Source organism: Mesorhizobium sp. WSM4830, from assembly GCF_055811495.1.
This window is the reverse complement of sequence record NZ_JBVVQI010000015.1, coordinates 115349-137486: the sequence shown is the minus strand read 5'-3', so window position 1 is coordinate 137486 and position 22138 is coordinate 115349. Positions and strand designations below refer to the sequence as shown.

General features: G+C 63.9%; 14 protein-coding genes and 1 pseudogene. 12 read left to right on the top strand and 3 right to left on the bottom strand.

The features are described 5' to 3' along the window. Positions 1–19 precede the first annotated feature (19 nt). From AC0L2Y_RS20035 to amaB, 9 genes are all read left to right on the top strand, one after another. Positions 20–2332, top strand: a complete 2313-nt coding sequence (locus tag AC0L2Y_RS20035) for a Tex family protein (protein ID WP_473558906.1) — start codon at positions 20–22, stop codon at positions 2330–2332. Between the two features lie 238 nt (positions 2333–2570). Next, positions 2571–3761, top strand: coding sequence for an acyl-CoA dehydrogenase (locus AC0L2Y_RS20030; protein ID WP_352454106.1), 1191 nt, complete (start codon positions 2571–2573; stop codon positions 3759–3761). Positions 3762–4205: 444 nt separating this feature from the next. Then, on the top strand, positions 4206–7577 hold the full coding sequence (locus AC0L2Y_RS20025) for a transglutaminase family protein (protein ID WP_473558904.1): 3372 nt from the start codon (positions 4206–4208) through the stop codon (positions 7575–7577). Positions 7578–7583: 6 nt separating this feature from the next. Next, entirely contained in the window at positions 7584–9995 is a 2412-nt protein-coding gene (locus AC0L2Y_RS20020; protein WP_473558902.1) for a circularly permuted type 2 ATP-grasp protein, read from the top strand. Between the two features lie 7 nt (positions 9996–10002). Beyond that, positions 10003–10887, top strand: coding sequence for a transglutaminase family protein (locus AC0L2Y_RS20015; RefSeq protein WP_473558900.1), 885 nt, complete (start codon positions 10003–10005; stop codon positions 10885–10887). A gap of 119 nt (positions 10888–11006) precedes the next feature. Next, complete coding sequence (locus tag AC0L2Y_RS20010; protein WP_352488805.1) at positions 11007–12110, top strand: DNA topoisomerase IB; 1104 nt, start codon at positions 11007–11009, stop codon at positions 12108–12110. A gap of 86 nt (positions 12111–12196) precedes the next feature. Next, entirely contained in the window at positions 12197–12571 is a 375-nt protein-coding gene (locus AC0L2Y_RS20005) for a YciI family protein (protein ID WP_292663532.1), read from the top strand. Continuing rightward, the gene (locus AC0L2Y_RS20000) at positions 12568–13842 is read left to right on the top strand and encodes an RNA polymerase sigma factor (RefSeq protein WP_473558898.1); all 1275 of its coding nucleotides are present in this window, start codon (positions 12568–12570) and stop codon (positions 13840–13842) included. The genes AC0L2Y_RS20005 and AC0L2Y_RS20000 overlap by 4 nt, the downstream gene beginning before the upstream one ends. A 287-nt stretch (positions 13843–14129) precedes the next feature. Continuing rightward, the gene (gene amaB, locus AC0L2Y_RS19995; RefSeq protein ID WP_473558895.1) at positions 14130–15641 is read left to right on the top strand and encodes an L-piperidine-6-carboxylate dehydrogenase; all 1512 of its coding nucleotides are present in this window, start codon (positions 14130–14132) and stop codon (positions 15639–15641) included. A 59-nt stretch (positions 15642–15700) separates the two neighbouring features. On the opposite strand, the pseudogene AC0L2Y_RS19990 reads toward amaB, so the two are convergent. Further along, positions 15701–16563 (bottom strand): annotated as a pseudogene (locus AC0L2Y_RS19990) (hypothetical protein). Positions 16564–16602: 39 nt separating this feature from the next. On the opposite strand from AC0L2Y_RS19990, the gene AC0L2Y_RS19985 reads away from it, so the two are divergent. The 3 genes from AC0L2Y_RS19985 to AC0L2Y_RS19975 all read left to right on the top strand — a co-directional run bounded on the left by AC0L2Y_RS19985 (position 16603) and on the right by AC0L2Y_RS19975 (position 18840). Next, positions 16603–16746, top strand: coding sequence for a hypothetical protein (locus AC0L2Y_RS19985; RefSeq protein WP_473558893.1), 144 nt, complete (start codon positions 16603–16605; stop codon positions 16744–16746). A 536-nt stretch (positions 16747–17282) separates the two neighbouring features. After that, the gene (locus AC0L2Y_RS19980; RefSeq protein ID WP_473558891.1) at positions 17283–18095 is read left to right on the top strand and encodes a nucleotidyltransferase family protein; all 813 of its coding nucleotides are present in this window, start codon (positions 17283–17285) and stop codon (positions 18093–18095) included. Next, positions 18088–18840: a metallophosphoesterase family protein gene (locus AC0L2Y_RS19975; RefSeq protein ID WP_473558889.1), complete on the top strand. Its 753-nt coding sequence runs from the start codon at positions 18088–18090 to the stop codon at positions 18838–18840. The genes AC0L2Y_RS19980 and AC0L2Y_RS19975 overlap by 8 nt, the downstream gene beginning before the upstream one ends. Before the next feature lie 320 nt (positions 18841–19160). Here the strand turns inward: AC0L2Y_RS19975 and AC0L2Y_RS19970 are convergent, their stop codons facing one another. Continuing rightward, entirely contained in the window at positions 19161–20774 is a 1614-nt protein-coding gene (locus AC0L2Y_RS19970; protein WP_473558887.1) for a DHA2 family efflux MFS transporter permease subunit, read from the bottom strand. After that, on the bottom strand, positions 20771–21946 hold the full coding sequence (locus AC0L2Y_RS19965; protein ID WP_473558885.1) for an HlyD family secretion protein: 1176 nt from the start codon (positions 21944–21946) through the stop codon (positions 20771–20773). Before AC0L2Y_RS19965 ends, AC0L2Y_RS19970 begins: the two co-directional genes overlap by 4 nt. Positions 21947–22138: the final 192 nt, after the last annotated feature.

Sequence of the window (22138 nt, the reverse complement as noted above, 5' to 3'; positions counted from 1 at the left end):
GACCAGCGACAGGTACGACATGGCATCCGACATCAAGCGCATCGCAACCATCATAGCCGCCGAGATCGGCGCGCGGCCCGAACAGGCTGCGGCGGCGATCGGCTTGCTGGACGACGGCGCGACAGTGCCGTTCGTGGCGCGCTACCGCAAGGAGGTCACCGGCGGCCTCGACGACACGCAGCTGCGCGACCTTGCCGAGCGGCTCGCCTATCTGCGCGAACTCGACGCGCGCCGCGACACCATCCTTGGTTCGATCCGCGAGCAGGGCAAGATGACCGAGGAGCTCGAGGCAAAGATCGCTGCGGCCGTCACCAAGGCCGAGCTCGAAGACATCTATCTGCCTTACAAGCCGAAGCGCCGGACCAAGGCCGAGATCGCGCGCGAGCGTGGGCTGGGCCCGCTGGGGGAAGCTATTCTCGCCGACCGTACGGCCATGCCCGCCGAGCTGGCGCTGGCCTACATCAGCGAAGACGTCGTCGATACCAAGGCGGCACTCGAGGGAGCGCGCGATATCCTGTCCGAACAGTTCGCCGAGAATGCCGACCTGGTCGGCAAATTGCGGACCTACATGAAGGAACGCGCCTTCCTGCGCTCGCGCATCGTCGACGGCAAGCAGGAGGCCGGCGCAAAATTCTCCGACTATTTCGACCATGTCGAGCGCTGGGCCAACGTGCCCAGCCATCGCGCGCTGGCCATGCTGCGCGGCCGCAACGAGGAGGTGCTGTCGCTCGAGATCGAGGTCGATGCGGACGATGTGTCACCGGTGAAACCGGTCGAGCGGATGATCGCCGATGCCTACGCCATCGGCCGCCAGTTGCCGGGAGACCGCTGGCTGATGGAGGTCGCCGGCTGGACCTGGCGCATAAAGCTGTCGCTGCACCTGACGCTCGATCTGATGCGCGATCTGCGCGAGCGCGCCGAGGAAGAAGCGATCCACGTGTTCGCCCGCAATCTGAAAGATTTGCTGCTTGCCGCGCCTGCCGGCTCGCGGCCGACGATGGGCCTCGATCCGGGCATTCGCACCGGCGTCAAGGTGGCGGTGGTGGACGGCACCGGCAAGGTTCTGGCGACGACGACGGTCTATCCGTTCCCGCCGAAGAACGATGTCCGCGGCACGCAGGCCGAACTGGCCAGGCTCATTCGGCTGCACAAGGTCGAGCTGATTTCGATCGGCAACGGCACCGGCAGCCGCGAGACCGAAAGGCTGGTGGCCGACATGCTGGCTGACATGCCTGCCGGGTCCGGGCCGAAGCCGCTCAAGGTGATCGTCAGCGAAGCCGGCGCCTCGGTCTATTCCGCCTCGGCAACGGCTGCGGCGGAATTTCCCGGCCTCGACGTGTCGCTGCGCGGGGCGGTGTCGATCGCCCGGCGCCTGCAGGATCCGCTCGCCGAACTGGTCAAGATCGAGCCGAAGTCGATAGGCGTCGGCCAGTATCAGCACGACGTCGATCAGTACCGCCTCGGCCGATCGCTGGAAGCGGTGGTCGAGGATGCGGTCAATGCCGTCGGCGTCGACCTCAACACGGCGTCGGCGCCGCTTCTGGCGCGGGTTTCGGGTCTCGGCGCATCGCTGGCCGAGGCGATCGTTGCGCATCGCGATGCCGCCGGCCCGTTCGCCAGCCGCCGCGAACTGTTGAAGGTCTCCCGCCTTGGACCCCGCGCGTTCGAGCAATGCGCCGGCTTCCTGCGCATTCCAAACGGTAGCGAACCGCTCGATGCCTCGGCGGTGCATCCGGAAGCCTATGGCGTGGCCAAGAAGATCGTTGCGGCCTGCGGGCGCGACGTTCGCTCTCTGATGGGCGACAGCGCCGCACTCAAGGCGCTCGATCCGCGCGTCTTCGTCGATGAACGCTTCGGCCTGCCGACCGTGCGCGACATCCTGGCGGAGCTGGAAAAGCCCGGCCGCGATCCACGCCCCGGCTTCAAGACCGCGACCTTCGCCGACGGCATCGACGACATCAAGGATCTGAAGCCCGGCATGCAGCTTGAGGGCACCGTCACCAACGTCGCGGCCTTCGGCGCCTTCGTCGATATCGGCGTACACCAGGACGGATTGGTGCACGTCTCGCAACTGGCGGATCGGTTCATCAAGGACGCGCATGAGGTGGTCAAGGCCGGCGACGTGGTCAAGGTGCGTGTCGTCGACGTCGATATCAGGCGCAAGCGCATCGGGCTGTCGATGCGCAAGGACGGCGACGGTGGCGCACCGAAGCCACGCGACAATGGCAGCAGGCCGGTGCCGCGCACGCCGGCGCCCCAACGCCAGCCGGAGCGGCCGGCGCAGCAGGGCGCGTTCGGCGCCGCTTTGGCCGATGCGCTGAAGCGGAAGTAATTTCGCGAGCCGGGCTGCGCCAGGTCAGACGGCGGCGCTCGACATTGATGATCCATCACCAATGCTCATGGATCGGCGAAGCTATTTCGTTTGATTTTTTCAGGACGGGAGCCGATAAGCCGCGCGTTTCAAGATTTCTGTTTGATGCATGTCGTTATCCCCAAGCTGCCGAACACCCTCGGGTCAGGCCCGCGGGCAAGCTTTGGACGACATGCATGAGTTTGGGAGACCGAGAGCCATGGCCGCCGACAAGAACGCATTCGTCTGGGATGATCCTTTCCTGATCGAGGACCAGCTTTCGGAGGACGAGCGCATGGTGCGCGATGGCGCCGCGGCGTTTGCCGCCGACAAGCTCGCTCCGAAGATCGAGGAAGCCTATCTCGAGGAAAAGACCGACGCCGGCATCTTCCGCGAGATGGGCGAGGCCGGTCTGCTCGGCATCACCATCCCCGAGGAATATGGCGGGCTCGGCGCCAACTACGTCACCTACGGGCTGGTCGCGCGGGAAGTGGAGCGGATCGACTCGGGCTATCGCTCGATGATGAGCGTGCAGTCGTCGCTGGTGATGTATCCGATCCATGCCTATGGCTCGGAAGAGCAGCGCAAAAAATACCTGCCGAAGCTGGCGTCGGGCGAATGGATCGGCTGTTTCGGCCTGACCGAACCGGATGCCGGTTCCGACCCGGGCGGCATGAAGACGCGGGCCGAAAAGACCGCGAGCGGCTACAGGATCTCCGGCTCGAAGATGTGGATTTCCAACGCGCCGATCGCCGACGTGTTCGTCGTCTGGGCAAAATCGGCCGCGCATGACAACGAGATTCGCGGCTTTGTCCTGGAAAAGGGCATGAACGGGCTGTCGGCACCAAAGATCGGCGGCAAGCTGTCGCTGCGCGCCTCGATCACCGGCGAAGTGGTGATGGAAGGTGTCGAGGTCGGCGAGGACGCGCTGCTGCCCAATGTGTCGGGCTTGAAGGGGCCGTTCGGCTGCCTCAACCGGGCGCGCTACGGCATTTCGTGGGGCGCGATGGGCGCGGCGGAAGATTGCTGGCACCGCGCCCGCCAGTATGGCCTCGACCGCAAGCAGTTCGGCAAGCCGCTGGCCGGCACGCAGCTTTTCCAGAAGAAGCTCGCCGACATGCAGACCGAGATCGCGCTCGGCCTGCAGGGCAGCCTGCGCGTCGGGCGGCTGATGGATGAAGGCAAGATGGCTCCGGAGATGATCTCGCTCGTCAAGCGCAACAATTGCGGCAAGGCGCTCGACATCGCCCGCCAGGCCCGCGACATGCATGGCGGCAACGGCATCCAGATCGGTTATCACGTCATGCGCCACGCCCAGAACCTGGAAACCGTCAACACCTATGAGGGCACGCATGACGTGCATGCGCTGATCCTCGGACGGGCGCAGACCGGGTTGCAGGCGTTCTTTTAGGGTTCAGGCTCCCGCTTCCAGGATGCCTGTGCCTGGTATCTCCGCTCGCAAAGCGGGAGATCGGCAACTTTCGTCGACCATGCCACATTTTGTTCTTGCTTTGTGCCGGCAGCTATGCTACTAATTTGGGTATGGCGCTAATTGGCTCCAACGACCCGCCCGCCGAGGCGGGTTTTTCTTTTCAGCTCTTTTCGACCAAGCATCGCGTGTGCTGCCGATCATCGATATCGGCGGGAAGCGCCCGGTGCTGACCCGCCGGACTTCGGCTCTGCAGCGTTGCAACGTCTTGCCGTCACACTGCGGAATCCCGGGGTCGGCACTCCGTTTCGTGAGCTATGAAGGCTGCTTAATTTAGGTGCAGCGCAACATCTCTGCTTGGAGAATGGTCAGCATTCGTGTCAGGGTTCAGCGAACTCCTTTTGAAACGCCGACTTCAGGGGCACCATGGCAATTCTGGCAGCCGTCTATCACCTGACCCATTACAAATACGACCGGCCGGTCGTCTTAGGCCCGCAAGTCATAAGGTTGCAGCCTGCGCCGCATTCCCGCACCAAGGTGCTCAGCCATTCGCTGAAGGTCGGGCCGGCAAATCACTTCGTCAATCTGCAGCAGGACCCCTACGGCAATTTCCTGGCCCGCTTCGTCTTTCCCGAACCGGTGACGGAACTGAAGATCGAGGTCGATCTTGTTGCCGACATGACGGTCTACAATCCGTTCGATTTCTTTGTCGAACCGTCGGCCGAGACGTTTCCGTTCGAATACCCCGAAGAGATCCGGGACGACCTGACCATCTACCGAACGCCGGAACCGGCGGGGCCGCTGTTGGAGGCATTCCTGAAAACCCTCGACCGCCACCCTACCAACACCGTCAATTTTGTCGTCGATCTCAATGCGCGGCTGCAGCGCGAGATCGCGTATATCGTGCGCATGGAAACCGGCGTCTTCTCGCCCGAGGAAACGCTGGCGGCCGGCAAGGGGTCGTGCCGGGATTCGAGCTGGCTCCTGGTGCAGATACTGAGGAATCTCGGCATCGCCGCGCGCTTCGTCTCCGGCTATCTGATCCAGCTCAAGCCCGACCTCGTCGCGCTTGACGGGCCGCCTGGCACGGCGACCGATTTCACCGATCTTCATGCCTGGTGCGAGGTGTATCTGCCGGGCGCCGGCTGGATCGGCTTCGATCCGACCTCCGGCCTGCTCACCGGCGAAAGCCATGTGCCGCTCGCGGCAACGCCGCATTTCCGCAATGCCGCGCCGATCTCCGGCATGGCGAGCTTCGCCAATGTCGAGTTCGGCTTCGACATGCGGGTCGACCGCATCGCCGAGCATCCGCGCATCACCAAGCCGTTCTCCGACGAGAGCTGGCAGGCGCTGGACGCGCTGGGCGTCGAGGTCGATGCAGCACTCCAGGCCGGCGACGTGCGGCTGACCATGGGCGGCGAGCCGACCTTCGTCTCGATCGACGATTTCGAGGCGGCCGAGTGGAACACCGCCGCCGTCGGGCCAACAAAACGCGAAAAGGCCGATGCGCTGATCCGCCGGCTGCGCGAACGCTTCGCGCCGGGCGGGTTCCTGCATTACGGACAGGGCAAATGGTACCCCGGCGAAAGCCTGCCGCGCTGGACCTTCTCGCTCTACTGGCGCACCGACGGCGAGCCGGTGTGGAGCGACCCGTCGCTGATCGCGCATGAAAAGAGCGAGGCGGATATCGGGCCGAAGCAGGCCGAGAGCCTGCTGACGGCGATTGCCGACGAACTCGGCATCGACAAGACGATGGTCAGCGAAGCCTATGAGGACCCGGCCGAATGGCTGCTGAAGGAAGGCAAGCTGCCGGAGAACGTCGATCCTTCCAATTCGAAGCTGGAGGACCCGGAGGAGCGCAGCCGCATGGCGCGGGTGTTCGAACGCGGGCTGACCAAGCCGTCGGGCTATGTGCTGCCTGTCCAGCGCTGGAACAGCCAGGCGTCCGGACCGCGCTGGCGCTCGGAGAAGTGGAAGACGCGGCGCGGCAGGCTGTTCCTGGTGCCGGGAGATTCACCGGTCGGCTACCGCCTGCCGCTCGGCACGCTGCCTTATGTGCCGCCGGCGCAGTTCCCCTATATCGTGCCGGTCGATCCATCGCTGCCGCGCGGACCATTGCCGGCGCATGAGGCGATCTTGCCCGGTTCTGCTTCTCCGCCCGCTCCGGCCGAACTGGAAGGCGCCGACGAGATGGCGCGACGCCAGCAGGCGGTATCCTTCACGGCCGTTACAGGCCAGCAAGACCGCGTCGAACAGGAGATCACCGAGATCGGCGGCGCCGTGCGCACCGCACTTTCGGTCGAGCCGCGCGACGGACGGCTTTGTGTCTTCATGCCGCCAGTCGAGGCGCTGGAGGACTATCTCGAACTGGTCGCGGCGGCGGAGAACGCGGCAAAGGCGATCGGACTGCCGGTGCACATCGAGGGCTACGGCCCGCCGCACGATCCGCGCCTCAACGTCATCCGTGTCGCACCCGATCCCGGCGTCATCGAGGTCAATATCCACCCCGCCGCGAATTGGCAGGACTGCGTGGCGACGACCACGGCGATCTACGAGGAGGCGCGGCAGACGCGGCTTGGCGCCGACAAGTTCATGATCGACGGCCGCCACACCGGCACCGGCGGCGGCAACCACGTCGTCGTCGGCGGCGCAACGCCCAATGACAGTCCGTTCCTGCGCCGCCCCGACCTGTTGAAGAGCCTGGTGCTGCAATGGCAGCGGCATCCGTCCCTGTCCTACCTGTTCTCCGGCCTGTTCATCGGCCCGACCAGCCAAGCGCCGCGCTTCGACGAGGCACGCCACGATTCGCTCTATGAACTCGAGAACGCGATGGCGCAGGTGCCGCATCCGGACAAGGGCGCGGCACCTCTGCCGTGGCTGGTCGACCGGCTGTTCCGCAACCTTCTGACCGACGTGACGGGCAATACCCACCGCTCGGAAATCTGCATCGACAAGCTGTTTTCGCCGGACGGGCCGACCGGCCGCCTCGGGCTGGTCGAATTCCGCGGCTTCGAGATGCCGCCCAACGCGCGCATGAGCCTGGCACAGCAATTGCTGGTGCGCGCCATCATCGCCCGGGCCTGGAAGAACCCGCTCGACGGCCGCTTCGTGCGCTGGAGCACCTCGCTGCACGACCGATTCATGCTGCCGCATTATGTCTGGGCGGATTTTCTCGATGTGCTGGACGACCTCAAGCTGAACGGCTTTGCGTTCCGTCCGGAATGGTTCGATGCCCAGCTCGAATTCCGCTTCCCGTTCTGCGGCGAGGTCCAGCATGCCGGCATCAAGCTGGAACTCAGGCAGGCGCTTGAGCCGTGGCATGTCATGGGCGAGCAAGGCGCGATCGGCGGCACCGTGCGCTTTGTCGATTCCTCCGTCGAAAGGCTGCAGGTGAAGACCGAGGGGCTCAACCCGGAGCGTCACGCCGTCGTCTGCAACGGCCGCGTCGTGCCGATGAAGGTGACCGACACCAGAGAGATCGCGGTGGCCGGCGTACGCTTCAAGGCCTGGCAGCCGGCGTCGGGGCTGCATCCGGCGCTACCGGTTAACACGCCGCTGGTCTTCGACATCTATGACCGCTGGTCGGGCCGCGCGGTCGGCGGCTGCGTCTATCATGTGGCACATCCCGGCGGGCGCAGCTATGACACGTTCCCGGTCAACGGCAACGAAGCGGAGGCGCGGCGGCTCGCCCGCTTCGAGCCGCGTGGCCATACCCCGTCCAGCTATGTGCTGCGCAACGAAGAAGCCTCTGAAGATTTCCCGATGACACTTGACCTTCGGCGGCCGCAAAGACTCTGATCAGCCATGGCGAAGGGGAATCACAAAAAGCTGCGCAGCAAGCCGCAGACCCACAGTCTGCTGGAGCACTATCAGCCGATCGACGGCGTCGTCGACGAGATGGTCGATGCGTCGGGCAATCCGCGGCCGGCCTGGCGGCACTTCATCGAGGCGCTGGAGGACCTGGGTCCGGAAAAGCTTGCCCAGCGTTTTGCCCGCGCCGACCAGTACCTGCGCGATGCCGGCGTCTATTACCGCGTCTACGACAAGGCCGGCGCCAATGAGCGGGAATGGCCGCTGGCGCATGTGCCGCTGCTGATCGAGGAGCAGGAATGGGCTGCCATCAGCGCCGGCCTGGTCCAGCGCGCCGATCTGTTCGAGGAGACCATCGCCGACATTTACGGGCCGAACCGGCTGGTCGAGAAAGGCATTCTGCCGGCCGGATTGATCGCGGCCAGCCCCGAATATTTGCGGCCGGTCGTCGGCACCAGGCCGGCCAGCGGCCATTTCCTGCATTTCTGCGCCTTCGAGCTCGGTCGTGGCCCGGACGGCCGCTGGTGGGTGCTTGGCGACCGCACACAGGCGCCGTCGGGCGCCGGCTTTGCGCTGGAGAACCGCGTCGCCACCACAAGGGCGTTGTCCGACATTTACGGCGAAATGCATGTGCATCGCCTGGCCGGCTTCTTCCGCCGCTTCCGCGATGCGCTGATCGGCATGGCCAAGCAAGCCGGCGGCCGTGTCGCCATCCTGACGCCGGGACCGCTGAACGAAACCTACTACGAACATGCCTATATCGCCCGCTATCTCGGCATCATGCTGCTCGAGGGCGAGGACCTGACCGTCTCGGGCGGCAGGCTGATGGTGCGCACGGTTTCGGGGCTGATGCCGGTGAGCGTCTTGTGGCGGCGGCTCGACGCCGCCTTCGCCGATCCGCTTGAATTGCGGTCGGACTCGCAGATCGGCACGCCGGGGCTGGTCGAGGCGGTTCGGCAAGGGGCTGTATCGGCCGTCAACGCGCTGGGTTCCGGCCTGATGGAGACACGCGCGCTGCTCGCCTTCCTGCCGAAGATTTCGCGCGCCCTGCGCAATGAGGAACTGCTGCTGCCGACCGTCGCCACATGGTGGTGCGGGCAGGAGGCGGAGCGCGAGCATGTGCTCGCCAATATCGACAGCATGGTGATCGGCCCGGCACTGTCGACGCGGCTTGCCTTCGAGGACGACGGCTCGACCAAGCTCGGGTCAGCGCTGTCGGCCGAGGAACGGGCCGAACTCGTCGCCCGGATCGAACAAGACGGCGGCGACTTTGTCGGCCAGGAAGCGGTGACGCTGTCGACCACTCCTGTCTATGTCGGCGGCTGGCTGGAGCCGCGGCCGGCAAGCCTGCGCGTCTACCTGGCGCGGACGCCGGAAGGCTGGACGGTGATGCCGGGCGGTTTTGCCCGTGTCGGCTTTTCGCTGGATCCGACGGCTATCGCCATGCAGCGCGGCGGCCAGGCGGCGGATGTGTGGGTGGTCAGCGACAGGCCGGTGGAGCGCGAGACGCTACTGCCGCAGGAGCACGACAGCTTCACCCGCACCTTGCCGGGCAGCCTGCCCAGCCGCGCGGCGGAGAACCTGACATGGCTCGGCCGCTATATCGAGCGGTCGGAAGACACGGTGCGCGTCCTGCGCGCCTACCATGTGCGGCTGGCCGAGACATCCGATCCCGAGATGCCGCTGCTCGCCGATATCAGCGACTATCTCGCGCCGTTCGGCATCGACGTCGAGACGGCAATCCCATTGGGGCTCATCGGCACGCTGGACAGCGCCGTTTACAGCGCCGGGCAGATCCGCGACCGCTTCTCGCCCGATGGCTGGCTGGCATTGAAGGATCTGTCGAAGACCATCCATCAATTTGCCGCCACGGTGGCGCCGGGCGACGACGCGACAAGGGCGATGACGGTCATCCTGCGCAAGCTGGCCGGGTTTTCCGGCCTGCTGCACGAAAACATGTACCGCTTTGCCGGCTGGCGTTTCTTGGAAATCGGCCGCAGACTCGAACGCGGCATCCAGATCGCCCGCACGCTCGCGCGGCTGACCGGAGCCCAGGCACCGGAAGGCGCGCTCGACATGATGCTGGAGATCGGCGACAGCGTCATGACCCACCGTCGGCAGTATCCGGTGCAGGCGGGACGGCGCACGGTGGTCGACCTTCTGGCGCTCGATCCGCTCAACCCGCGCTCGATCCTTTTCCAGCTCGAACGGCTGAAGGCCGAAATCGCGCTGCTGCCCGCTGTCGGCGCTGAAGGCCATATGTCGCCGGCGGCCAAGGAAATCCTGCAGCTCAACACGTCGATCGCCATCAAGGAGCCCTCGGACATGACGGCCAAGGCCCTCGGCGATCTCGCCAATGAAATCGGCGGGCTCTACAACAGCCTCGCCAAAGCCTATTTCGGGTAGAGACGGCATGCTCTACGACATCAGGCTTCACCTGCGTTACGACTATGATGCGGCGGCCGGCGGCGGCCGCCATCAGGTGCGCGTGCTGCCGCCGACCATCCCTGGCGTGCAGCGCGTCATCGCCGCTTCACTGTCGTTTGTGCCGGCGCTCAGCGAACGTTCCGACTTTTCCGATTTTTTCGGCAACAGTGTCACCTCGATCGCCTTTCGGGACGCGCATGATGCGCTCGACATCAGGATGAGCGCGCGTGTGTCGGTATCGCGGCCGGAGCCCGGGCTCGACGTATCGCCGGATATACGCCGGCTGAGGGAAGAACTCGGCGCAGTGCACTCGCTGGCGCCGGCTTCGCCGCATCACTTTCTGGCCGCCAGCGATCATGCCGGCATCGACGCGGCAATCACCGCCTATGCGAAAGGCAGTGCCGGCAGTTCGACGGTCGGCACGGCCATGGCCCTGTGCAACCGCATTCACCGCGATTTCACCTATGACGGCGAGGCGACCACCGTGCAGACGCGGGCCAGCGACGCCTTCGGCCTGAAGCGCGGCGTCTGCCAGGATTTTTCCCACATCATGATCGCCGGCCTGCGCGGCCTCGGCATTCCCGCCGGTTATGTCAGCGGATTCCTGCGCACCATTCCGCCGCGCGGCAAGCCGCGGCTCGAAGGCGCCGACGCCATGCACGCCTGGGTCAAGGTGTGGTGCGGGCGCGATGCCGGCTGGCAGGAATTCGATCCAACCAATGGCATGCGGGCAAGCAACGACCATATCACGGTTGGCTATGGCCGCGACTACTCCGACGTGGCGCCGATCGTCGGCGTGCTGAAAACCACTGGTGGACAGGTCGGCGAGCAAGCGGTCGACGTCATTCCGGTCGTGCTCGAAAAGGCGTGACGACGCACCTCTTCGTTGCACGGCGACGTCGATAGGCTGTTCTGGAACCAAGAGATCAAGAGGCGGTGGAACCCGCAGCCGGCAAGCGGCTTATCTACGGAAATTCCCGTGGAGAGGACATGCTGGACAAATCCGGGTCGTCGTCTGGCCAATCGGCTGTGAGGAAAGCTGCACCAAAGAACGGGGTGCCGCAGAACGGAGCGCTAGCCTCGGCCGTTCGGGCCTCGCTCAACTATGTCACCGACACTGAACCCGGTATTCGCCGGCTGCGTTCGGGCAAGGGGTTCTCGTACAAAGGACCCGACGGGCGGATTGTCGACGGGGAGGCGCTGGCACGCATCAAGGCGCTTGCCATTCCACCGGCCTGGAAGGATGTCTGGATCTCGCCGGATGCCGACGGTCACATCCAGGCGACCGGTCGGGACCAGCGCGGGCGCAAACAATACCGCTATCATCAGCACTGGGCGGAGGAGCGTGACGGCGTCAAATATTCTAGCCTGATCGCCTTCGCCGAAAGCCTGCCCGAACTGCGGCGGCAGATCGACGTCGATTTGCGCCGTCACGGACTGCCGCTGGAACGCGTCGTGGCGGCTATCGTCTGGCTGCTCGACAACACGATGATCCGCGTCGGCAATGCCGCCTACGCCCGCGACAACAAGAGTTTTGGGCTGACCACGCTGCGCGACCGCCATGTGGATATCAAGGGCTCGAGCCTGCGCTTCGCCTTCATCGGCAAATCCGGCAAGGAATGGAGATTGAAGCTTGTCGATCGCCGGATTGCCAAGGTCGTGCGTGGAGCGCAGGACCTGCCGGGCCAAAAACTGTTCCAGTATCTCGACGAGGATGGAAACAGGCGTCCGGTGCGCTCAGACGACGTCAACCGCTATATCAGGGAGAACGCCGGAGCGGAGTTCAGCTCCAAGCACTTCAGAACCTGGGGCGGCACCATCCATGCGGCGTCGCTGTTTGCCCAAACCGAACGTCCCGAAAGCAAGGCGCAGCAAAAGAGGGCAATGAACAGCATCATCGACAAGGTTGCCGAGCGGCTTGGCAACACACGCGCGGTTTGTCGCCAATGCTACATCCATCCAGAAGTGTTCCGTGCCTGGTCCGAAGGACGGCTGCTCGACGAAATGGCGGATGCCAACAAAGGCCAGCGCTCGATCGCCGGGCTCGACGACGAGGAGGCCCTGGTCTTGAGATGGCTGAAGGCGAGGGAATGACGCCGGACCGGAGGCGTATTTTTTTGTCGACGCCATGTCGGCATCGGTCCTAGTGTTTCGTCCTTTGATAAAGAAAAGGACGACCCATGCTCTACGCGATCCTCTGCTATGCCTCTGAAGACGTCGTCTGCTCCTGGAGCAAGGAGCAGGACGATGCAGTCATGGAAAAGCTTATCGGTGTGCAGGAAAAATATGCCCAGGCGGGCCGGCTTGGCCCGGTGGCGCGGCTCCTGCCGACGACCGCGGCGACGACGCTGAGGAAGGTCAAGGGCGAATCGATCGTCATCGACGGCCCGTTTGCCGAAACTAAGGAACAGTTCCTCGGCTTCTACACGCTCGAATGCGCCGACCTCGATGAGGCCGTCGACTTTGCGCGCGAGCTTTCCGAGGTCAACCCGAGCGGCGGCTCCTATGAAATCCGGCCGGTCTCGCTCTTCAATCCCGCCAAGGTTTCCGCATGACCGAACTCGCCTGGATCAGCACGGCAATCAGCACCGCTCGCCCGCAGGTGATGGGGGCATTGCTGCGCTACTTCCGCGACCTCGACGCGGCGGAGGAAGCATTCCAGGACGCCTGCCTGAGGGCACTGAACAACTGGCCGAAAAACGGTCCGCCGCGCGATCCTGCAGCCTGGCTGATCTTCGTCGGCCGCAACAGCGGCATCGATGCGGTGCGCAAGCGCGCCAAGCAGGCGCCGCTGCCGGAGGAAGACCAGATCTCCGATCTGGAAGATGCCGAGAGCGACGTCGCCGAGCGGCTGGACGGGGCGCATTACCGCGACGATATTTTGCGGCTGCTGTTTATCTGCTGCCATCCCGACCTGCCGGCCACACAGCAGATCGCGGTGGCGTTGCGCATCGTCTCCGGCCTGACGGTCAAGCAGATCGCCCGCGCCTTCCTCGTCGGTGAAAGCGCCATGGAGCAGCGTATCACGCGCGCCAAGGCGCGTATCGCCGACGCCGGGGTGCCATTCGAGACGCCGGGAGCGGTCGAGCGCTCCGAACGGCTCGCCGCCGTCGCCGCCATGGTCTACCTGATCTTCAACGAAGGTTATTCCAGCAACAGCGGCGAGGCTGCGGCGCGTGCGCCGCTTTGCGAAGAGGCGATCCGGCTGGCCCGCCTGCTGCTCAGGCTGTTCCAGACCGAGCCGGAGATCATGGGGCTGACGGCGCTGTTGCTGCTGCAGCATGCACGCTCGCCTGCCCGCTTCGACGAGAACGGCGAGATCGTGCTGCTCGAAGACCAGGACCGCAGCCTGTGGAGCCGCAAGATGATCGATGAAGGCCTGGCGCTGGTCGACAAGGCGTTGCGCCATCGCAAGCCCGGTCCCTACCAGGTGCAAGCGGCGATCGCCGCACTGCATGCGCGGGCGGAAAAGCCCGAGGATACGGACTGGAACGAGATCGACCTGCTATACGGCCTGCTCGAGCAGATGCAGCCGTCGCCGGTGGTGACGCTCAACCGCGCCGTCGCGGTCTCCAAGGTGCGTGGACCGGAAGCCGCACTCGCCATGATCGAGCCGCTGGAGGGAAGGCTTTCCGGCTATTTCCATTTCTTCGGCCTCAAGGGCGGACTGCTGATGCAGCTTGGCCGCGGCGAGGAGGCGCGCGTCGCTTTCGACCGCGCCATCGCGCTTGCCAATACGGCCGCCGAGGCAGCGCATATCCGCATGCATATCGACCGGCTGATGAAAGACAGCGCCGTGCGGGGAGCCGCGCAGACGGCACACTAGAGCGCTTCACGTTTCACAGAAACGGTGAAGCGCTCTATCTCTTTGTTTTGACGCAATTCCGGACGGAAAACCGTTCACACTTTTCCTGGAATTGCTCTAATTCGCCCTATCTGGCTGGTTCAACAGTCGGACGCCGGCTTGGACCATGCCGGGGTGGCGATTTCTCCCTGAAACGCGTAATGCCACGCCACGACAGCGCCTGGTGTGCCGACCGGCGGGGAACCGGTATGGCGAAAAGCTTGGACCGACGCCATATGAGCGACGGGATCTGAAAGGGACGAAACGAAATGACGATTGCGAAGGAAACGGCCGGGCTTCTGGCGAAACTGGGCGTTGCCGAGGGCGCGCTTACGGGCGGCGACCTCATCGTGCGCAGCCCGGTGACCGGCGAGCAGATCGCCGCGCTGAAGACCATCTCACCGGCCGATGCGACGACGACCATCGACAATGCCCACAAGGCTTTCCTGGCGTGGCGGCAGGTACCGGCTCCCAAGCGTGGCGAGCTGGTGCGGTTGCTCGGCGAGGAATTGCGCACACACAAGGCCGAGCTTGGCCGGTTGGTATCGATCGAAGTCGGCAAGATCCCGTCCGAGGGTCTTGGCGAAGTGCAGGAGATGATCGACATCTGCGATTTCGCCGTCGGCCTCTCCCGGCAGTTGTACGGCTTGACGATCGCCACCGAGCGCCCCGGTCATCGCATGATGGAAACCTGGCATCCGCTCGGCGTCGTCGGCGTCATCTCGGCTTTCAATTTCCCGGTCGCGGTGTGGTCGTGGAACGCGGCACTTGCGCTGGTCTGCGGCGACGCGGTGGTGTGGAAGCCGTCCGAGAAGACACCGCTGACGGCGCTCGCCTGCGAAGCGATCTTCAAGCGTGCAGCAGAACGTTTCGGCGATGCGCCGAAGGGGCTGGCGCCGGTTCTGATCGGCGATCGCGCCGTCGGCGAGATTCTGGTCGATCATCCCAAGGTGCCGCTGGTCTCGGCGACCGGCTCGACGCGCATGGGCAGGGACGTCGGACCGCGGCTGGCGAAGCGCTTTGCCCATGCCGTGCTGGAGCTCGGCGGCAACAATGCCGGCATCGTCTGCCCGACGGCCGATCTGGACATGGCGCTCCGCGCCATCGCCTTCGGCGCCATGGGCACGGCCGGCCAGCGCTGCACGACGCTCAGGCGCCTGTTCGTGCATGAGAGCGTCTATGATGCTTTGCTGCCGCGGTTAAGGAAGGCCTATGAAAGCGTCTCGGTCGGCAATCCGCTAGAGACAAGCGCTCTGGTCGGCCCGCTGATCGACAAGGCTGCCTACGAGAACATGCAGAAGGCGCTGGAGGAGGCGGCTTCGCATGGCGGTAAGATAACCGGTGGAATGCGGGTCGAGAACGGCCATCCCGAGGCCTACTATGTGCGTCCGGCGCTGGTCGAAATGCCGCGGCAGGTTTCGCCAGTGACGGAGGAGACCTTCGCGCCGATCCTCTATGTGATGAAATATTCCGACTTCGACGCCGTGCTGGAAGAACACAATGCGGTGGGAGCGGGGCTGTCATCGTCGATCTTTACCCGCGACCTGCAGGAATCCGAACGCTTTCTTAGCGTCGAAGGATCGGACTGCGGTATCGCCAACGTCAATATCGGCACGTCAGGGGCCGAGATCGGCGGTGCCTTCGGTGGCGAGAAGGAGACCGGCGGCGGCCGCGAGAGCGGCTCCGATGCCTGGAAGGCTTATATGCGGCGTGCCACCAATACGGTGAACTACTCCAAGGCGCTGCCGCTTGCGCAGGGCGTGTCGTTCGACATCGATTGAAATGCCGGACCTTCGTCGCGGTGGCGCCAACACCGCGACGAAGACGTTCGACTCGCTGTTCAGCTGGCTTCGGAAGTTACGACACAATCGTCGAAGGCTGCATCGATGATGGCGAGCTTGACCGCTTGGGCGGTCATGTATTCCTGATAGAACTCGCTCGACACCCACATGACCGAATGACCGCGCTGGCCCAGCCAGCCGATGCTGCCGAGTTCCTCGGCATCGCGCAATTTGCGCGACAGGTGAGTCCGGAAAGCTTGAGCCAGTTCGCGAAATCCCGGATTGAGACGACACCGGTCGGAATTCGGTCCAGATCGGCATGATCGGGATCGACGCCGGACATCAGCCAATCCATGACGATGCCGCCATTGTCGAGCCAGGTGAATAAGGAAAAAGTCTGTCTCGGCTCGCGCACGGCATGCGACGAAAGCAGGCCGTCGGCCACCAGCGGCTGCAATTTGGCGAGCACGTCCGGTTGTGCGACGAATGCAGCCAGTCGAGATCCACTGTCCAGGCTGTCCAGCGTTTTCAGATGCGCCATGACCCAGCCGGCAACCGTCTCCAGAGTGCCCGCGGTCGGCTCAAAGGGACGGATGCGCCCGTATTTGATCGGCAGAAGCCGGATGAAACCGTAATGCAGCATCTCCTTCAGGAAGGCGTCGGCGGTGTTGCGGCTGGCAACCAAATGCCGGCAGGTATCGTCCATGAACCGTGCGGACGTAAGTCCCTTGCGATGATCGTCCGGCTCTCGATCGAAATACAGGGCAAGGCCGATATGGGCCATCAGCCAACGTTGTTGGGTGGCGAATACGGAGGCCAGCCGCGGGTTCGCTTCATAGGTCTGGAGCAGCGTTCGCGACTGAGCCTGGACATGCCGACGCAATGCCGGATGGCTGGCAATGTCTTCAGAAACCAGCGCCATCCCCGCCGAGCCCAACCAAATTTGCAACTGGAAATACCGGTGACAATTTCAGCCTTCGCGGACCGTGTCCAGAGCCGGCGCATCAGGATACCAGCTGAATCCCGCCGGTTGGCAGCTGAATTCCTCGACTGGGTCGCCGAGGACCTGATCTCGCGAGGCGCTGATCTTGCCGCACGAGACTAGCCTGCTCGAAGCCATAATGGTGGCTTCGCCTGGCCAGCCGGCGTTCCCCGACGGCGACGCGGAACCAACACCAGTTTTGCTCGTTGAAGAACGCTGATTGGACCGAGACAGTGAGGAACTACAAAATGGAGAATGGCCTTTTCGCCACGCCGCCCGCAGCTTTCCGGCAAACAGCGTCGGTCTGGCCGCGTGCGCTCAAGTGGCTTTTGCGCCGGGTGCGCAGCGCCTCCGACAGCTCGGGAACCATGTTGAAGCCAATCCTGTCCGAACCCGAGGATGATAGCGGGCCTACTCCGCCTCGACGCGCCTGAGGGTGACCGCGCTGCGATCTTGACCTCAAAAATGACCGCTCACATGTCTTTTTGGCGCTGCGGCCGCAGCCGACGGCCATGAGCTCTTGGAAGGCCTGCCACGGCGGCGCGTCCACCTGATGCGGAAGGCAAGAGCGGCAGTGGCGCGCAACGGCGGAACCATCGGGCATGCTTGGCTATTAGATACAGGCGGCTGCTGGTCTGCCGGGCCAGGAGCCTTTGCTTATGATCATCAATCCCCCACCGGAAAGCGCTATCCCGGCATCTGTCCCGTCGGTCGATCCAAAGGCCGCCCCGACGCTTCGCAATGCCGAAGCGGAGGTCTTTTATATCGAAGCGATCCGCGAGCTGGTCGCGACCGGCATCCCCTTTCTCGTCGCCGGCACCTATGCCGTAAGCGCCTATACCGGGATCACCCGCCAGACCAAGGATCTCGACATTTTCTGCAAGGCCGGCGACTGCCCGCGCATCCTCGCCCATTTCAAGCGGATCGGTTACGCCGTCGTCGTCGAGGACGACCGGTGGCTTGGCAAAGTGTTCAGGGGGACGCATTTTTTCGACGTCATTTTCGCCTCGATGAACGGCACAATGCCGGTCGACGACCAGTGGCTGGAGCACGCCCGTCAGGGCGAATTGCTGGGCAGCCAGGTGCGGATCATCGGTCCCACCGAGCTTGTCTGGTCCAAATGTTTCATCCAGGACCGCGGCCGCCACGATGGCGCCGACGTTTCGCACACCATCCTCAAGACGCACGACCAGATCGACTGGCAAAGGCTGCTTTCCTACATGGAAGTTCATTGGGAAGTTCTGCTGATGCATCTCTTGAACTTCCGATGGATCTATCCGTCGGAGCGGGGCCGCGTACCCGCCTGGCTGCTCGATGAGCTGCTGGACCGGCTGGCCAAGCAGCGCGAATTGCCACCTTCCCGGATGAAAATCTGCCGTGGGCGCATGCTTTCACGAACCGACTATGAGATCGACGTCAAGGACTGGGGCTTTGCCGACGTCGGCGGTGAAGGAGAACATAGCAATGGCTGACGAGCTCGAAACTGCTTCGGCAAAGGCGGAAAACGTCAGCGCACTCAAAGTCGCCGCCATTGGCGATCTGCATGTCGGCAAGGAAGACCAGGCCTCGTACCGCGATCTTTTCGGCGAGATGTCGCGTGAAGCCCAGGTTCTCGTGCTGACGGGTGACCTTACCAATCTCGGCAAGCCTCGGGAGGCCGAAATCCTTGCCGAGGAACTGCGTGCCTGCACGATCCCGGTCGTCGCCGTACTTGGCAACCACGACTATGAGTCAGGCGCCGTCGACCAGGTCACCGACATTCTACGCCAGGCGGGCGTTCACCTGCTCGACGGTGAGGCGACAGAGATTCACGAGGTCGGGTTCGTTGGGGTCAAGGGCTTCGTTGGCGGTTTTGGATCGCGCATGCTCGGCTCCTTCGGCGAACCGGCGATCAAGTCGATGGTGGCGGAAAGCGTGAACGAAGCGATGCGGCTTGAAAACGCGATGCGGCAGGTCCGCGCCAAACGCACGCTTGTCGTTCTGCACTACGCGCCTGTCGTTGAGACGGTCGAAGGCGAACCGCTGGAGATCTTCCCGTTTCTCGGTTCGTCCCGCCTGGCCGAGACAATAGACCGGTTCCAGGTCAGCGCGGTGGTGCATGGTCATGCGCATCGCGGCGCCTACGAGGGCCGCACGCCGGGCGGAGCGCCGGTCTATAACGTTGCCATGCACGTCGCCAAGCCGACCGGCCGCCCCTACGCCATGCTCGAAATCTGACAGGCGGCGCCACTGGCGCAAGCAATCGTCAGTGCACACTGCAGAACGATCACGGCAATTGCCGGGTAACAGCCATCCGCTTCGGTGGAATGTCGTTTTCATCCGGGTTGGGAACGGGATCCTCGTCGGGGAGCCTGTCGGGGTCCGGCTCACGCACGGGCTTGGGATCGGGGATGGGAGGCGGTGGCACCGGGGTCGGTGTTGGCTCGGGTGTGGGAATAGTGGCCATCGTAGTCATCTCCTCTTGGCGCAGAACAACGCAACGGGTCAGCTGGTTCCCGGCTTCCTCGTTCTTGGAACCACAACGTCGCACTTGCCGGTCAGCCCATTTCGGGATTCGGCTGGCTGCCGCGCGACTTGCTTGACCGCAGCAGCAGCGCCAGCGGAACCAGCAGGGCGGTTGCCACCGCGCAGTAGCGGAAGACATCGACATAGGCGAGCAGCGTGGCCTGGCGGGCGATCAACTGACCAAGCCAGCCGATCGCCTGCTGCTTCGCCTCGACCATCGGCGAACCCTGGGCGACGAAATGATCGGTCGCCTGCCGAAGCGCCTGCTGATAGGCGGGCGACGATTGCGCGGTGTGGCCGACCAGGTTCGATTGATGGATCTGGGAGCTTTGCGCAATGACGGTGTTGGACAGCGAGACGCCGATGCTGCCGCCGATATTGCGTGCAACGTTGATCAGCGCCGATGCCTGGTTGGTCTTCTGCGGGGGCAGGCCAACATAGGCCGCGGTCGAGATGGGAATGAACAGGAACGGCAGTCCGACCATCAGGAAAACACGGGCAAAGGCAAAGAAGCGGAAGCTGGCGTCCGGGGTAAGCGAGGTCATATGCCAAAGGGCCACTGCGACCACCGACATGCCCATCATGATCAGGTATTTAGGCTGCACGATGCTGCCTACAAATCCGGACACCGGCATCAAGATCAGCATGGCGATGCCGCCCGGCATCATCGAAAGGCCCGAGAGCGTCGCGGTGTAGGCAAATGTCGTCTGCTGCAGCTGCGGCACGATCTGGGTGGTGCTGAACAGGATTGCACCGACCGCCATCATGACCAGGAAGGCCGTGCCGAACTGGCGCGTGAACAATAGGCGCATGTCGACGACCGGATCGCTGCGACTGAGTTCCCATGGGATAAGCAGCAGGAACGCGATCGCGGAAATCACTGCGAAAGTGGTGATGAAATCCGAGGCGAACCAATCGTAGCGCTGGCCCCGATCGAGAAATATCTCCAGGCACCCCAAGGCTATCGCCACCAGGACGAAGCCGACCCCGTCGATCTTCAGGCCGCCTTTCAGCCGTTCCTTGCGTTCGCGTTTGAGGACGTCCGGTTCGACCACCAGCCATTGCACCAGGGCCAGCGACAGGATGCCGAACGGCACGTTGATGAAGAAGATCCAGTGCCAGGAGAAATGGTCTGTCAGCCAGCCGCCGATCGTCGGCCCGACCGTCGGTGCGACGATGACGGCAATGCCGTAAAGTGCGAAGGCTTGCGAGCGCTTTTCAGGCGGAAAGGTGTCGGCAAGGATCGATTGCTCGCTTGGCGCCATACCGCCGCCGCCGAGGCCCTGAAGGACCCTGAACAGGATGAGCAGTTCCAGGTTGGGCGCCAGTCCGCATAGCAGCGACGCGACGGTGAAGGTCGCCACGCAGAGCATGTAGTAGCGCTTGCGGCCGATGACGCTTGCCAGCCAGCCGCTGACTGGGATGATCACCGAGTTGGCAACGAGATAGGTGGTAATCACCCAGGTGCTTTCATCAATTCCGGCCGCCAGGCTGCCGGCGATGTTGCGCAGGGCGACATTGGCGATCGAGGTGTCCAGCACCAGCATGAAAGTCGCGATGGAGACGACGATGGCGATAAGCCAGGGATTGCGTGTCCCGGCGGCGGATCGGCTTTCGCCCTGATTTCTGGCGGCTTCGCCGTTCATCGCACCTTGACCGTCGGCACCACCGACAGGCCTGGCCCGAGAAGCACATCCGGTGGCTTGTCGAAGACGATCTTGACCGGCACGCGCTGCACCACCTTGACGTAGTTGCCGGTGGCATTTTCAGCCGGCAGGAGGCTGAAGGCGGTGCCGCTGCCGGCTTGGATGCTGTCGACGCGGCCATGGAAGGACTTGTCCGGGTAGGCGTCGATGTCGATGTCGACCGGCTGTCCCTGCCGCATCAGGTCGAGCTGCGTCTCCTTGAAATTGGCCTTCACCCAGACCTCGTCGGGAACGAACATCATCAATACCTGGCCGGGTTGGGCGTAGGCGCCGTTCGCGGCCGAAATGCTCGTTGCCCGCCCGGCTGCGGGTGCTGTGATGGTCGTGCGTGACAGCGTCGTGCGGGCTTGCTCCTGGCTGGCCTTGGCCTGATCGAGCTTCGCCTCGGCGCTCCTGGCCTGTGCCTGCAAGACCGAAACCTGGCTTTTTGCCGAGGTGACGTTAGCCTCGGCGCTGTCCAGCGCAGCCTGGTCCTGACGCAACGTCGATGCCGCCTGCTGCGCCTGCTGCTGCGTTGCCGTGCCCCTGGCCAGGAGTTCGCGGTTGCGTTGATCCTCGGCCTTGGCGAAATCAAGCGCTGCCTTGGCCTGTGCAACCTGTTTCTGGGCAGCGTTCACCTTTGCGTTTTGAGCCTCGATCTGGGCGGTGACATTGACGATTTCGGCCTCGGCCGCGGCGACGCCGGCGTCGGCCTGCTTCAGGTTTGCCTGATAGTCGCTGTCGTCGATACGCAGGAGGACATCGCCCGCCTGTACATGCTGATTGTCGGTAACCGCCAGCTCGGTAATGCGGCCGGCTATTTGAGCGCCGATCGTCACCGTGCGGGCGTCAATGAAGGCGTCGTCGGTCGATTCGTACTGGCGAGCGTTCAGCCACCAGATCGCGATGCCTGCCGCGACGAGCAACAGCGCAAGCGCGATGGCTGCAGCCGCATAGGGATGGCGCTTGGGAAAGCCGAGCAGACCGGCCTTTCGTTGCGAGGCGTTCCCGTCGGGTTTTTCCTGCCGGGGCTCTGCCGATCGCTCACGAGATTCTCGAACCGGAGCCGGTTGCTCCCGGGTTTCATTTACAGGCTCGACGTCTTGCTCGACGCGTTGAGGCTTCGTGTCCAATGGAATTGCTTTCAAGACTGATATTGCAGCCGCCGAAGCGGACGCAAAGCCAAACGGCAAGCTTCCGCAAAAGTTCCTGTCTGGAACCGGGTTCGGTTAACGGGTCGACATCGAACACAGGCGGGGGCGCGTTGGAATTCGAGCGCCGCTTCACCGGGCAGGTGATCCGTACGCCTCATGTTGCGGCGGTCC